The following is a 13753-nucleotide window of genomic DNA, read 5'->3' as shown; positions in this document are numbered from 1 at the left end:
AACTGCCGAGGTCGGCCCCGGAACGACACGTCCCTACCCACCCCTGCCCAGAACGCGGACATCGTCAAAGGAGATCTCATGTCCATCCGCCGCTTGATCCCGCTGGCCGCCGTGGCCGGACTGGCCCTGGCCGGTTGCACGTCCAACACCCCGGCGGAGGACCCCGCCGACACCGGGAACGCCGTGAACCAGGCTGTCTCGGACAACGACGAGCCGGGTGACACCGTGGTGATCGGCTTCTCCGCCCCGGCCGCCGACCACGGCTGGATGGGAGCGATCACCACCGCCGCCCAGGCCGAGGCCGAGAAGTACGAGGACGTCGAGCTCCGGGTCGCCGAGGGCACCAACGACGTCAACCTGCAGATCAGCCAGATCGAGCAGTTCATCAACGACGACGTCGACGCGATCGTGCTGCTGCCCTTCGACGGCGGCGCGCTCACCGACGTGGCCACCAAGGCGATGGACGCCGGGATCCCGGTGATCAACGTCGACCGCGAGTTCTCCAGCCCGTTCGCCTCCCGCAGCACGGTGCTCGGCGACAACTACGGCATGGGCGTCTCCGCCGGCACCTACGTCTGCGAGCAGCTCGGCGACCAGTCGGACGCGGTGATCGCGGAGATCGCCGGCATCGACTCCCTCCCGCTGACCCAGGACCGGTCGCAGGGCTTCGCCGACGCGCTGGATGGCTGTGGTCTGGAGGTCTCCAACCGGGTGGCCGCCGACTTCACCGTCCAGGGCGGCGAGCAGGCCGCCGCGAACCTGCTGCAGGCCGCGCCGGAGATCGACGCGATCTGGAACCACGACGACGACCAGGGCGTCGGGGTGCTGGCCGCGATCGAGAACGCGGGCCGGGACGAGTTCTTCCTGGTCGGCGGCGCCGGATCGGCCAACATGATGCGCGAGATCCAGGACCCGGAGTCGGTGGTGAAGGCCACCGTCATCTACCCGTCCACCCAGGCCGCGGACGGCATCAAGCTCGCCCGGCTGGTGGCGCACGGCGACCGCTCGCTGAGCGACCTGGCCTCGTTCAGCGTGCCGCGCACCGTCCAGCTGTTCGCCCCGGTGGTCACCGAGGACAACGTCGACGACTACATCGACTCGGCCTTCGAGTCCTGAGCTGGTGCCCCGGGCCGGGGAGGGACCGGCCCGGGGCGCCGACCACGGAAGGAGCCCGTCGATGGACGAGGCACGCACGCTCGGCGTCGGGATGATCGGCTACGCCTTCATGGGCGCCGCGCACTCCCAGGCCTGGCGCACCGCACCCCGGTTCTTCGACCTGCCGCTGGCCCCGCGGATGCGGGTGCTGGCCGGGCGCGACCCCGGCGGGGTGAAGGCCGCCGCCGAACGACTCGGCTGGGAGCAGACCGTCACCGGCTGGGCCGAGCTGGTCGACCGCGACGACGTCGACCTGGTGGACATCTGCACCCCGGGACACACCCACGCCGAGATCGCGATCGCCGCGCTGGACGCGGGCAAGCACGTGCTGTGCGAGAAGCCGCTGGCCAACACCCTGGCCGAGGCCGAGGCGATGGTGGCCGCCGCCGAGCGGGCCGCCGCGCACGGGGTCCGGTCGATGGTGGGCTTCACCTACCGCCGGGTGCCCGCGGTGCAGCTGGCCCGCCAGCTGATCGCCGACGGGCGGCTGGGCGAGCTGCGGCACGTGCGGGTGCAGTACCTGCAGGACTGGCTGGTGGACCCGCTGGCGCCGCTGACCTGGCGCCTGGACAAGCAGCTCGCGGGGTCGGGGGCGCTGGGCGACATCGGGTCGCACGCGGTGGACCTGGCGCAGTTCCTCACCGGCCAGGCGGTGACCGGGGTCGCGGCCACACTGGAGACCTTCGTCGCCGAGCGGCCGTACCCCGCGGGCGGGCCTACCGGCGGTCTGGTCGCCCGACCGGGCGAGACCACCGGCCCGGTGACGGTCGACGACGCCGCGGTGTTCCTCGCCAGGCTGTCCGGCGGGGTGCTCGGCGTGTTCGAGGCCACCCGGTTCGCCACCGGGCGCAAGAACGCGCTGCGGATCGAGGTGAACGGCTCCACCGGGTCGCTGGCCTTCGACTTCGAGGACATGAACGTCCTGCAGTTCTTCGACGGCGACGACGACGTGCAGGGGTTCCGCCGGGTGCAGGTCACCGAGCCCGAGCACCCGTACCTCGCCGCCTGGTGGCCCGCCGGGCACGGCCTCGGCTACGAGCACGCCTTCACCCACCAGGTGGTGGACCTGGTGGGCGCGATCTCCGCGGGCACCGACCCGGCCCCGTCCTTCGCGGACGGCCTGGCGGTGCAGCGGGTGCTGGACGCGGTGGAACGCTCCGCCGCGACGGACAGCCGGTGGACGTCCGTCGACTGACCCTCCCCACGACCCCCCACGACCCCCACGACGACGTGGAAGGAGAACCGAGTATCACCCCGCCGGCGGCAGTGGTTGTGGTGCCGGCGCATCACCTGTCATGACGAGGTCGGGTGCCGTTGCCGCTGCACGACCCGGACCCGACCCCGGTGACCAGACCCCCTGAGGAGCTGCATCACCCATGAAGGATATCCAGCCGCGCACTCATCGCGGCAGACGACCGATCGCCGCGGTGCTGGCGACGGTCCTGGCGGGGACGGCGTTCGCGCTGATCGGCGCCCCCGCGCAGGCCCACGACGGTGTGGACCACGGTGCCGAGCCGGGTGCGGACGCCGCACTCGACTGGAGCAACTACGAGAAGGTCACCCTGACCAAGGACGTCGGGGAGCCGATCGACCTGGCCGTGCTGCCGGACGGACGGGTCCTGCACACCGCCCGCAACGGGGACGTCCGGCTGACCGACCCGGACACCGGCGTGACCAGCATCGTCAACCACATCCCGGTCTACGCGAACTCCGAGGACGGCCTGCAGTCCGTCGGGATCGACCCGGACTTCGAGGAGAACGGCTGGGTGTACCTGGTGTACGCACCGCCGGGGGACACCCCGGCCGGCAACGCCCCGAACACCCTCCCGGCCGGCGCCGACGAGTCCTACTGGGACCAGTGGGTCGGCGTGAACCGGCTGTCCCGGTTCCAGTGGACCGGCGAGAGCCTGGACCTGGCCAGCGAGCAGCAGATCCTCGACGTCGAGGTGCAGCGCGGCCAGTGCTGCCACGTCGGCGCCGACTTCGACTGGGACGGCGACGGGAACCTGTACCTGGGCACCGGCGACAACACCCCGGCCGGCACCCCCGGTGCGAACGGCTTCGCGCCGAACAACGACGCCCCGGGGATGAACCCGGGCTTCGACTCCCGTCGCGGCGCGGGCAACACCAACGACCTGCGCGGCAAGATCCTGCGGATCCACGTCGAGGAGGACGGCAGCTACACGATCCCCGAGGGGAACCTGTTCGCGGAGGGCACCGAGGGCACCCGGCCCGAGATCTTCGTGATGGGTGTGCGGAACCCGTTCAAGCTGGACGTCGACCCGGAGACGAACTCCCTGTCCTGGGGCGACTACGGCCCGGACGCCACCAAGGCGGTGGCGGAGACCGCCGGCCGTGGACCGATGGGCCTGGTGGAGTGGAACGTCACCAGCCTGGACGACCCGCACAACTCCGGCTGGCCCTACGTCACCGGCGACAACTTCGCCTACAACGACTGGGACTTCGCCACGGCGACTCCGGGAGCGTTCTTCGACCCGGCGCACCTGGTCAACGACTCCCGGTGGAACACCGGCCTGACCGACCTGCCCCCGGCCAAGCCGGCCACGCTGTACTACGGCGACGAGCCGGGCGACCAGCCGTGGGACGAGCTGATCGACTTCGGCACCGGGAACGGCCAGGGCCCGATGGGCGGGCCGGTCTACCACTACGACGCCGACGCCGGTGAGTCCGCGTTCCCGGAGTACTGGGACTCGAAGGCGTTCTTCGGGGAGTTCTCCCAGGACTACATCGCCGCCTTCACCGTCGACTGGGACACCTTCGAGGTCACGCACATCGAGGACGTCACGCCGAACGCCGTGATCGGCTCGGAGGACTTCCCGCCGATCGACAACCCGATGGACATCGAGTTCGGCCCGGACGGGTCGATGTACGTGCTCGACTACGGCGACGGCTTCTTCCGGGCCAACCCCGACGCCGGGCTGTACCGGATCTCCTACGCGGAGGGGAACAAGTCGCCGCGGGCGGCCTTCACCGCCACCCCGACCTCCTCCTCGGCCGCTCCGCTGGAGGTCGCGTTCGACGCCTCCGGCTCCGCGGACCCCGAGGGCGAGGCGCTCACCTACCAGTGGGACTTCGACGGGAACGGGACCTGGGACGCCGAGGGCGTCTCCGCCTCCTTCACCTACACCGAGCTCGGGCTCTACACCGCCCGGCTGCGGGTCACCGACCCGCAGGGGAAGTTCACCCTGACCAGCCATCCGATCTCGGTCGGCAACCAGGCACCGGAGGTGTCCCTGGACTACCCGGCGAACGGCGGGTTCTTCGACTGGGGCCAGGCGGTGCCGTTCAAGGTGAGCACCACCGACGCCGAGGACGGCACGGAGACGGCGTGCACCCGGGTGTCCTGGACCTACGGTCTGGGTCACGACGAGCACGCCCACCCGGAGACCTCGGGCACCGGCTGCCAGGGTGCCTTCGCCACCGACCCGAACTCCCCGGAGCACGGGCCCGGCGCGCTGCTGTACGGCGCCGTGGTGGTCACCTACACCGACAACGGCGCCAACGGCGTCCCGGCCGCCCGCGGTGAGGCCACCGCCCGGCTGAACCCGAAGACCCAGCAGGCCGAGCACGGTGCCAAGCAGGGCGTCACGGTCTACGCCGACGAGTCCGCCTCCGGCGGCAACGCGATCCGGGGTCTGGGCACCGGTGACTCGATCACCTACACCCCGGTGAACTTCACCGGGATCACCGGTGCGGTGGTCCGGTCCAGCGGCGGCGGGCAGGTCCAGCTGCGCTGGGGCGCCGCCGACGCGCAGCCCTTCGCCACCGCCACCATCCCCGGCGGCTCCGGATGGAAGGACGTGGAGATCGCGTTCACCGCACCGGAGGGCACCGGGAACCTGGTCGTCACCAGCGCGGACGAGCTGGCACTGGACTCGATCACCATGGTGGGCGCCGGTGTCGCGGACGTGACCGCGCCGCAGGTGGCGCACACCCTGACCCCGGCCGAGCCGACCGGTGTCGGCGGGGTCTTCACCGAGCCGGTCCGGTTCGCGGTGCAGGCCACCGACGACGGAGCGCTGCGCTCGGTGGAGTACAGCCGGGACGGTGGCACCACCTGGATCGCCCTGGCCGCCAACCAGCAGTACGGCGTGACCTTCGGTGAGAACGGGGCGTACGACCTGCGCTACCGGGCCACCGACACCGCGGGCAACGTCTCCGAGCTGGGACAGGTCGCGTTCTCGATCGACCTGGACGCCCCGCAGGAGCCGACCGTCGACACCACCACCGTGGCCGCCGTGGCCGCGGGCCGGGTGCCGTTCGGGAACCCCGGCGTGGTCAGCGTCTCCGTCACCGCGGCGGAGGGCGTCGCGGACGGGGAGGTCGCGCTGTTCCTCGGCGAGACCGAGGTCGGGCGCGCCCCGCTGACCGAGGCGGGCACGGCCGACGTGCCGCTGGCCGCGGACCTGGCGGTGGGCAGCCACACCCTGCGGGCGGTCTACTCCGGCGGCGAGGTCTTCAAGCCGTCCGAGGCGACCGTGCGACTGACCGTCGCCCGCACCACCTCCACCGTCACCGCCACGGCCCCGCAGGTGAAGCCCGCGGTCGCCGCCACGGTGCAGGTGCAGGTCCAGTCGGCCACCGGGATCGTCCCGGCGGGCGACGTGACGGTCACCGTCAGGCGCAACAACGCCGTGGTGGCCACCGCCACCGGGACCCTCGACGCCACCGGCGCGAGCGTCGTCACCCTCGGGAAGCTCCCGGAGGGCACCTACCAGGTCCAGGTCGCCTACCGCGGCACGGCCGGTATCGCACCGAGCAGCACCAGCACCGCACTCACCGTCCGCAGCTAGTGGCCGCGGGGCCGGGTGGATCACGCCCACCCGGCCCCGTGACCCGCTCGTCTCGAAGGAGAGACATGAAGACACCCCACAACCCCGCTCGCTGCGCTCCCGAGCTCGCGGGGACCCCGGGACACGCTCACCAGCACGCACAGATCCCGGCACGGCCGATGAGTCGGCGTTCCGTGATGAAGGCCCTGGCCGCCTCGACGGTGGCCGTCGGTGTGGGCACCGCGCTCGGCGCACAGGCGGCAGGGGCGCTGACCCCGGCCGCCGCCGCACCCGGTCGCGGAGGAGCCAAGCTCGTCCCCGCCAACCGGATCGGCATCCAGCTGTTCACCCTGCGGGACAAGGTGTCGTCCGTCGGCTTCCGCACCGTGTTCGAGGAGCTCTCGGCCATGGGCTACTCGGAGGTCGAGTTCGCCGGGTACACCCAGGGCGACGTCGGGGCGATCACCCCGGCGGAACTGCGCACCCTGCTCGACGACAACGGCCTGCGCGCGGTCGGCACCCACGTCAGCACCACGCTGCTGCGGGACGACCTGGCCAACCAGATCGACATCGCGCACACCCTCGGCATGCCGCACCTCGGCACCGGGAACGCCCCGACCAACGACGCCACCAAGGAGGGCTACCTGGCCGCCGCGGAGGAGTGGAACGGCTGGGGCGAACAGGTCACCGCCGCCGGGCTCAAGCTCTACCAGCACAACCACGACGGCGAGTTCCGGTTCGACCCGGTCGACCCGTCGGTCCGGCTGTACGACGTGTTCTACGACCACACCGACCCGGACCTGGTGTTCCTGGAGATGGACATCTACTGGGCCTACGTCGGCCAGCACAAGTACCCCGGGTTCGAGCCGGTCGACTACATCCTGCGCAACCCGCGGCGCTACCCGCTGCTGCACCTGAAGGACGGCAAGGCCAACGAGGCCGCCGCCAACGGCTACGACATCATCGAGTTCGGTGCAGGCGACCTGCCGTACCAGTCCTTCCTGTCGCAGCTGCGCACCCGTGGCCAGCACTTCGGTCTGTACGAGCAGGACAACGCGTCCAGCACCGCCGTGCCGCCCCACCCGCTCGACTCCTTCGGCAACGCCGCCCGGAGCTACGACGCCATCGCCGGCCTGCGCGGCTGAGGCGGGGAGAGGAAACCATGAAGCGCATGTGGAAGATCCCGGCCGTGCTGGTCGGGACGTTCGCCCTCACCGCGGTCGGCATCCCGGTGGCGCAGGCCGCCGGCACCGACTGCACTGCCGACCTGGGCGACCAGGCGGTCACCGGCGACCTGGTGGTCCCGGCCGGCGCCGACTGCGTCCTCGGCGGTGCCACCGTCGAGGGCTCGGTGATCGTGGAGCCCGGCGGCTGGCTGGACGCCACCTCCGCCACCATCACCGGTGACGTGGTCGCCACCGACCCGTACGGCGTGCTGATCGACGGCACCAGCGTCGGCGGGGACATCAGCGTCTACGCCTCGGACACCCGGGTCGGGTTCCTCTACCTCAACGACCTCACCGTGGGCGGCTCGGTCGCCACCGGCGGCGTCGACGTGGAGATCACCGACTCGGACATCACCGGCGGTCTGCTGGCCCAGGCGCCGACCTACCTGGACCTGGTGCGCACCGGCGTCGACGGGGACGTCACCATCGCCGACGCCGACTTCGGGGCGCTGGTCTCCGGCGCGGTGGTGGGCGGCAGCGTCTCGGTCACCGGCTCGTCCCGGGACGTGCTGATCGGCGCCAACGCCGACGGCAGCCCCGGTTCCTGGGGCAACACGATCGGCCGTGACCTGGTGCTCTCGGGCAACACCGCGAACCTGCGGGTGGCCCAGACCACCGTGTTCGGCGCGATCACCCTGGACGGCAACGACCCGGCCGCCGCCTTCGGCCCGGGCGTGACCGCCGGATCGGTCACCGGCGACTTCACCGGCGAGCAGCCGGGCGAGGCCGTCGCGGGCGATCAGGCGATCGCGGTCACCGTGCCGGACCAGCGGGCGGGTGAGCTGACCTGGTCCCTGGAGGGCGGCAACGGCCTGGTGAACCTGGGCGTCGCCGAGGAGCTCCAGGACCGGTACCAGGCCACCGGCGAGATCGTGCCGGTGCGGGTGCAGGACACCCGGGCCGGCGACCCGGTCTGGTCGATCACCGCGCAGGTCTCCGACTTCCGGGCCGGCGGCCAGGCACTGTCCTCCTCCTTCCTGGGCTGGACGCCCGAGGTGCTGGAGAACGCGGGTGACGCGGTGGCCGGTGCGCCGGTGCCCAGCGCCCTGGAGGGCGGCGGCGAGGGCCTGTCGGTGGCCCGGACCCTGGCATCGGCGGAGGAGGGTCACGCCCGTGGCTCCTCGCTGGTCGGTGCGGACCTCGACCTGCAGCTCCCGCTCGACTCCCCGTCGGGCACCTACACCGCGACGCTCACGCTGACCGCGCTGAGCTGACCGGCACGCCGTCGTCCCGTCCGGGTCGCGCGACCCGGACGGGACGACGGCACCCCACCCCGCCCACTCCCTCGTTCAGGCGGTTCACGATGTCTCTGCGCTCCACCCCTCACGACGACGAGGCCGCTCGCCTCACGTCCCCGCCGAGCCCGGCGCTCCGCTCCGCGCTCCGCGCCGCGATCCTGATCCTGACGCTCGCGCTGGCCGGGCTGTTCGCCCTGGCGCCGAGCGCCGACGCCACCATCCTCGCCCCCAGCGCAGCCGGCCCCGAGCCCAGCGCCGCTGGCCCGGTGCCGAGCACCGCGGCCGTGCCCGCCCCCGCCGCCGTGGAGCCGGCCGTGGACCCCGCGCAGGTCTCCTGGGGCGTCCGCCCGGCCGACAGCGTGCACGGCACCGACCGGCCCAACTTCGCGTACCGGCTGCCGCCCGGCGGCACCCTGCAGGACGCGATCGTCGTCACCAACCGCGGCGCCGAGCCGTTGACCCTGGACGTCTACGCCGCCGACGGCTTCCTGACCCCCGACGGCACCCTCGACCTGTTGCCCGCGGGGGAGGAGTCCCGGGCGCTCGGCGCGTGGACCGTCGCCGCGAGCAGCCCGGTGACCGTCCCGCCGGACGAGTCGGTCGAGGTGCCGTTCACCCTCACCGTCCCCGCGGTCGCCCAGCCCGGCGACTACGCCGGTGGGGTGGTGTCCACGCTGCGGGTGGAGAACGCCGAGGGGGTCACCGTGGACCGGCGACTCGGCTCCCGGATCCACCTGCGGGTCACCGGTGAGCTCACCCCCGCGCTCACCGTCGACGACGTGCGGGTCAGCTACCTCGGCGCCGGGGCGAACCCGTTGGCCCCGGGCACCGCCACGGTCAGCTTCGCCGTGACCAACACCGGCAACGCGCGGATCGCCCCCGGCGAGACCGTCACCGTCGGCGGCCCGTTCGGCTGGGGCAGCGCCCCGGCTGCCCAGGTCGACCTGCCCGAGCTGATCCCCGGCGCGACCGTCCAGCGCACCGCCACCCTGGAGGAGGTCTGGCCGCTGCTGCTGGCCACCGCGGAGATCAGCGTGGACGGCACCGTCGTCGCACTGCCGGGGGCGACCGCGGAGGACGTCGCCGTGCCCACCGCCACCGCCTCCGCCCAGGCCTGGGCGATCCCGTGGACCTGGATCGCCGCGTTGCTGCTGGTGGTGGCGGTCGTCGTGTGGCGGGCCGGTGCCGGTCGCCGCCGCCGGGCCGCCCAGCAACGGGCCGTCGACGCCGCCGTCGCCGCCGCCCTGGGCGGATCCGCCCCGCGCACCGCCTGATCCCCACCCGCACCTGTCGAAGGAGACACCATGCGACCGATCACCCTGTTCACCGGCCAGTGGGCCGACCTCCCGTTCGAGAAGGTGGCCGAGCTGGCCGCGGGCTGGGGCTACGACGGCCTGGAGATCGCCTGCTGGGGCGACCACCTGGACCCGTGGCGCTGGGACGACGACGCCTACGTGCAGTCCCGCCGCGACGTCCTGGACCGCTACGGCCTCCAGGTCTGGGCGATCTCCAACCACCTCAAGGGCCAGGCGGTCTGCGACGACCCGATCGACCAGCGCCACCAGGACATGCTCTCCCCGCGGATCTGGGGCGACGGCGACCCGGAGGGGGTCCGTCGGCGCGCCGCGGAGGAGCTGCAGCACACCGCCCGGTTCGCGGCCAAGCTCGGCGTGGACACCGTGGTCGGGTTCACCGGATCGTCGATCTGGAAGTACGTCGCGATGTTCCCGCCGGTCCGGGCCGAGACCATCGAGGCCGGGTACCAGGACTTCGCGGACCGGTGGAACCCGATCCTGGACGTGTTCGACGAGGTCGGCGTCCGGTTCGCGCACGAGGTGCACCCCAGCGAGATCGCCTACGACTACTGGACCACCGTGCGCACCCTGGAGGCGATCGGGCACCGCGAGGCGTTCGGGCTGAACTGGGACCCGAGCCACATGGTCTGGCAGGACCTGGACCCGATCGGGTTCCTGGTCGACTTCGCCGACCGGATCTACCACGTGGACTGCAAGGACACCCGCCGGCGGATGCACAACGGCCGCAACGGCCGGCTCGGATCGCACCTGCCGTGGGCCGACCCGCGCCGGGGCTGGGACTTCATCTCCACCGGACACGGCGACGTGCCCTGGGAGGACGCATTCCGGGCGCTGAACGCCATCGGGTACACCGGCCCGATCTCGGTCGAGTGGGAGGACGCCGGGATGGACCGGCTGCTCGGCGCCCCGCAGGCGCTGGAGTTCGTCCGGTCGCTGGCCTTCGACGCCCCCGACGCGGCCTTCGACTCCGCCTTCTCCACCCGGGAGGACGCGTGAGCACCGGCCTGTGGCTGATCGGCGCCCGGGGGTCGGTCGCCACCACCGCCGTGCTCGGCCTGGCCGCCCTCGCGCGCGGGCACGCCGGACCCGAGGGCTGCGTCACCGCGGGCTGGCCCGGGCTCGAGGACTGGGACCGGATCGTGGTCGGCGGGCACGACGTCAGCGATGTCTCCCTGGCCAAGCGGGCCGAGACCCTGGTCGACGCCGGGATGATCCCCGCGGCCCTGCTCGCCGCCACCCGGGACGACCTGGAGCTCGCCGACGCCGAGATCCGCCCCGGCTACGCCGCCCTGCCGCCGGGGCGCTCCCAGCAGCAGGAGGCCGAACGACTGGCCGCCGACCTGATCGACTTCCGCGAGCGCCACGGCCTGTCCCGGGTGGTGGTGATCGACCTGTCCTCCACCGAGCCGCCCCACGACCTGCCGGACTTCTCCGTCGAGGCGATCGCCGAGCCGGACCGCGAGGTGCTGCCGCCCTCCGCGGTCATGGCCTGGGCCGCGTTGCTGGCCGGCAGTCCCTACGCCGGCTTCACCCCGTCGACCGGCATGCGGCCCCTGCTCGACCTGGCCCGGGAGGCCGGGGTGCCGGTCGCCGGGCAGGACGGCAAGACCGGCCAGACCTGGCTGCGCACCGTGCTCGCCCCCGCGTTCACCGACCGGGGGCTGCGGGTGCTCTCCTGGGCCGGGGCGAACCTGCTCGGCGGCGGGGACGGTGCGACCCTCGCCGACCCGGCGGCGGTGCGCTCCAAGCTCGCCTCCAAGACCCGGGGCCTGCGGGACCTGACCGGCAGCGACGTCACCCCGCTGCATATCGACAACGTGCCCGATCTCGGCGACGTCAAGGTCGCCTGGGACCACGTGCACGTGCAGGGCTTCCTCGGCTCGCGGATCACGCTGCAGACCACCTGGAGCGCCTACGACTCGATGCTCGCCGCGCCCATGGTGCTGGACCTGACCCGGTTGCTGGCGCTGGCCGACCGGGCCGGCCTCGCCGGGGTGGTGCCCGAGCTGGGGTTCTTCTTCAAGGACCCGTGGGGCAGCGACCGGCACGGCGCCGCGGACCAGGCGGCGGCGCTGCGCGCGTGGGCGGAGCGGACGGCGGAGGCGGCGCTGTGACGGTCCTGGTCCGCGGGTTCGGGGTGCCAGGGCATCGCGGCACGCCCACGGTCGCCGACCACCTGGAGCTGGTGCGGGCGCCCGCGGTGCTGACGGTGCTGGGCGACGCCCTCGCCGGGTCGGCCGCCGCCGGTCACCCGTGGACGCTCCGGCGGGCGGCGCTGCCCCTCGCGTCCGCGTGCCTGTACTCCGGCGGGATGGCACTCAACGACTGGGCGGACCGGGAGTTGGACGCGGTCGAGCGACCCGAGCGTCCGATCCCGTCCGGGCGGATCACGCCCCGACGCGCGGTGGCGGTGGCCGGCGGGCTGGGGGTCGCCGGGCTCGGGTGTGCGGCGGTCGGCGGAGGGGTGCGGGCGCTGGCGGTCGCCGCCCCGCTCGCCGTCGGGGTGTGGCTGTACGACGCGGTGCTGAAGGAGAGCCCGGCCGGGCCGGTGGCGATGGCGGCGTGCCGGGGCCTGGACGTGCTGATGGGCGCGGGGGTCGGACGGCTGCGTGCCGCGGCGCCCGCCGCGCTGACCGTGGCGGGGCACACCGCCGGGGTCACCTGGCTGTCCCGCGGTGAGGTGCACGGCACCAGCGCGGTGGTGGCGGCGAGCGTGCTGGCGGGGAGCGCGGCCGTGCTGGCGGCCACCGCGCTCCCGCGCCCGACGACCGCGGGCACCCCCCGGTTGCGGATCACTCCGCCCACCGTCGCGCGGCGCCGAGTTCGGTACTCCCGCAGTCAGTTCGGTCCCCGCGCTACCGAACTCGGCGCCGATGTACCGACCTCGCGCGCCGGAGCCGGCGCACTCGGGCGGCTGGCGACGCTGGGCGGTGCGGCGGCCTACGCCGCGTCGGTGCTGGGCCCGCAGCTCGCGGCCGTCCGGGAGCCCGGTGCGGCACGGGCGAGGACGGCCACCGGGGCGGGCATCCGGGCGATGATCCCGTTGCAGGTGGCCTGGGCCGCGCGCTCGGGGTCGCCGGCCGCAGCCGGCGTGATCGGGCTCGCGGGGCTGGTGGGGATCGCCCTGCGGCGTCGCGGCAGGACGGTGAGCGAGACGTGACCGGCTGGACGCTCGGCTACGGCACCAACGGGCTCGGCGACCACCCGTTGCCGCAGGCCCTCGACCTGATCGCGGAGTCCGGGTACGGCGCGGTCGCGCTCACGCTCGGCTTCCCGCACCTCGACCCGTGGGCAGGGCCGGACGAGGTGCACCGGCTGCACCGCCGGCTGGAGTCGGCCGGGCTGCGGGTGGTGGTGGAGACCGGCACCCGCTTCCTGCTCGACCCGCGCCGCAAGCACGCACCCGCCCTGGTGGACGCCGAGGCCGATGCCCGGGTGGCCTACCTGCGTCGTGCGGTGCAGGTGGCCGAGGAGCTCGGGGCGGCCACCGTGCAGTTCTTCTCCGGCGTGCTGACCCCCGGCGACGACCCGGAGACGGCGCGGGGCCGGTTGCTCGATCGGCTCGGCGGGCTGGTGGGCGTCGCCGGGCGCTCCGGCGTGCGGCTCGCGCTGGAACCGGAGCCCGGCATGGTGGTGGAGACCGTCGCCGACGCGCTCGCGGTGCGGGCGGCACTGGGCGATCCCGGCCCGCTCGGACTGACCGTGGACATCGGGCACTGCCTGGTGGTCGAGCCGGGCGGGGTGGATGGCGCGCTGTCGGCGGCGGCCCCGGCCCTGGCGCACGTGCAGATCGACGATATGCCGGACACCCACCACGAGCACCGGCCGTTCGGGGAGGGGGATCTGGACCTGCCCGCGGCGCTCGCGGCCCTCGACCGCACCGGATTCGACGGGGTGGTCTCGGTGGAGCTCCCACGCCACTCCTGGGACGCCCCGCGTCTCCTGCGTGCGAGCCACACCGCGATCACCACCGCCCGGCGGCCCCGCCCGGTGCCGTCCACGTCCTGACCCGTCCCTCCGACCCC

General features: G+C 73.5%; 10 protein-coding genes. All 10 read left to right on the top strand.

Annotated features, from left to right (window positions below; genetic code table 11):
- Positions 1-78 precede the first annotated feature (78 nt).
- Entirely contained in the window at positions 79-1116 is a 1038-nt protein-coding gene (locus OGL89_RS03840; protein ID WP_263118549.1) for a substrate-binding domain-containing protein, read from the top strand.
- 61 nt (positions 1117-1177) lie between these two features.
- Complete coding sequence (locus OGL89_RS03835) at positions 1178-2350, top strand: Gfo/Idh/MocA family oxidoreductase (RefSeq protein WP_263118548.1); 1173 nt, start codon at positions 1178-1180, stop codon at positions 2348-2350.
- Between the two features lie 181 nt (positions 2351-2531).
- Positions 2532-5969, top strand: a complete 3438-nt coding sequence (locus OGL89_RS03830; RefSeq protein WP_263118547.1) for a PQQ-dependent sugar dehydrogenase — start codon at positions 2532-2534, stop codon at positions 5967-5969.
- 158 nt (positions 5970-6127) lie between these two features.
- On the top strand, positions 6128-7093 hold the full coding sequence (locus OGL89_RS03825) for a sugar phosphate isomerase/epimerase (protein WP_263118546.1): 966 nt from the start codon (positions 6128-6130) through the stop codon (positions 7091-7093).
- Between the two features lie 17 nt (positions 7094-7110).
- A complete protein-coding gene (locus OGL89_RS03820) occupies positions 7111-8388 on the top strand; it encodes a hypothetical protein (protein WP_263118545.1) in 1278 nt (425 codons plus the stop codon).
- Between the two features lie 89 nt (positions 8389-8477).
- Complete coding sequence (locus tag OGL89_RS03815; RefSeq protein ID WP_263118544.1) at positions 8478-9686, top strand: DUF916 domain-containing protein; 1209 nt, start codon at positions 8478-8480, stop codon at positions 9684-9686.
- A 30-nt stretch (positions 9687-9716) separates the two neighbouring features.
- Entirely contained in the window at positions 9717-10724 is a 1008-nt protein-coding gene (locus tag OGL89_RS03810) for a sugar phosphate isomerase/epimerase family protein (protein WP_263118543.1), read from the top strand.
- Entirely contained in the window at positions 10721-11842 is a 1122-nt protein-coding gene (locus OGL89_RS03805; protein ID WP_263118542.1) for an inositol-3-phosphate synthase, read from the top strand. The genes OGL89_RS03810 and OGL89_RS03805 overlap by 4 nt, the downstream gene beginning before the upstream one ends.
- Positions 11839-12888, top strand: a complete 1050-nt coding sequence (locus OGL89_RS03800; protein WP_263118541.1) for an SCO3242 family prenyltransferase — start codon at positions 11839-11841, stop codon at positions 12886-12888. The genes OGL89_RS03805 and OGL89_RS03800 overlap by 4 nt, the downstream gene beginning before the upstream one ends.
- Positions 12885-13736 (top strand): sugar phosphate isomerase/epimerase family protein, encoded by an 852-nt coding sequence (locus tag OGL89_RS03795; RefSeq protein ID WP_263118540.1) that lies wholly within the window; start codon positions 12885-12887, stop codon positions 13734-13736. The genes OGL89_RS03800 and OGL89_RS03795 overlap by 4 nt, the downstream gene beginning before the upstream one ends.
- Positions 13737-13753: the final 17 nt, after the last annotated feature.

The organism is Cellulomonas sp. RIT-PI-Y (assembly GCF_025642745.1).
Classification (GTDB): Bacteria; Actinomycetota; Actinomycetes; order Actinomycetales; family Cellulomonadaceae; genus Cellulomonas.
This window is presented reverse-complemented; position numbering and strand designations above follow the sequence as displayed.

Excerpts from the sequence above, each read along its gene's own strand:
- OGL89_RS03825 (WP_263118546.1), top strand. The coding sequence starts at position 6,128 with ATGAGTCGGCGTTCCGTGATGAAGGCCCTGGCCGCCTCGACGGTGGCC.
- OGL89_RS03815 (WP_263118544.1), top strand. The coding sequence starts at position 8,478 with ATGTCTCTGCGCTCCACCCCTCACGACGACGAGGCCGCTCGCCTCACG.
- OGL89_RS03820 (WP_263118545.1), top strand. The coding sequence starts at position 7,111 with ATGAAGCGCATGTGGAAGATCCCGGCCGTGCTGGTCGGGACGTTCGCC.
- OGL89_RS03835 (WP_263118548.1), top strand. The coding sequence starts at position 1,178 with ATGGACGAGGCACGCACGCTCGGCGTCGGGATGATCGGCTACGCCTTC.
- OGL89_RS03840 (WP_263118549.1), top strand. The coding sequence starts at position 79 with ATGTCCATCCGCCGCTTGATCCCGCTGGCCGCCGTGGCCGGACTGGCC.
- OGL89_RS03830 (WP_263118547.1), top strand. The coding sequence starts at position 2,532 with ATGAAGGATATCCAGCCGCGCACTCATCGCGGCAGACGACCGATCGCC.
- OGL89_RS03810 (WP_263118543.1), top strand. The coding sequence starts at position 9,717 with ATGCGACCGATCACCCTGTTCACCGGCCAGTGGGCCGACCTCCCGTTC.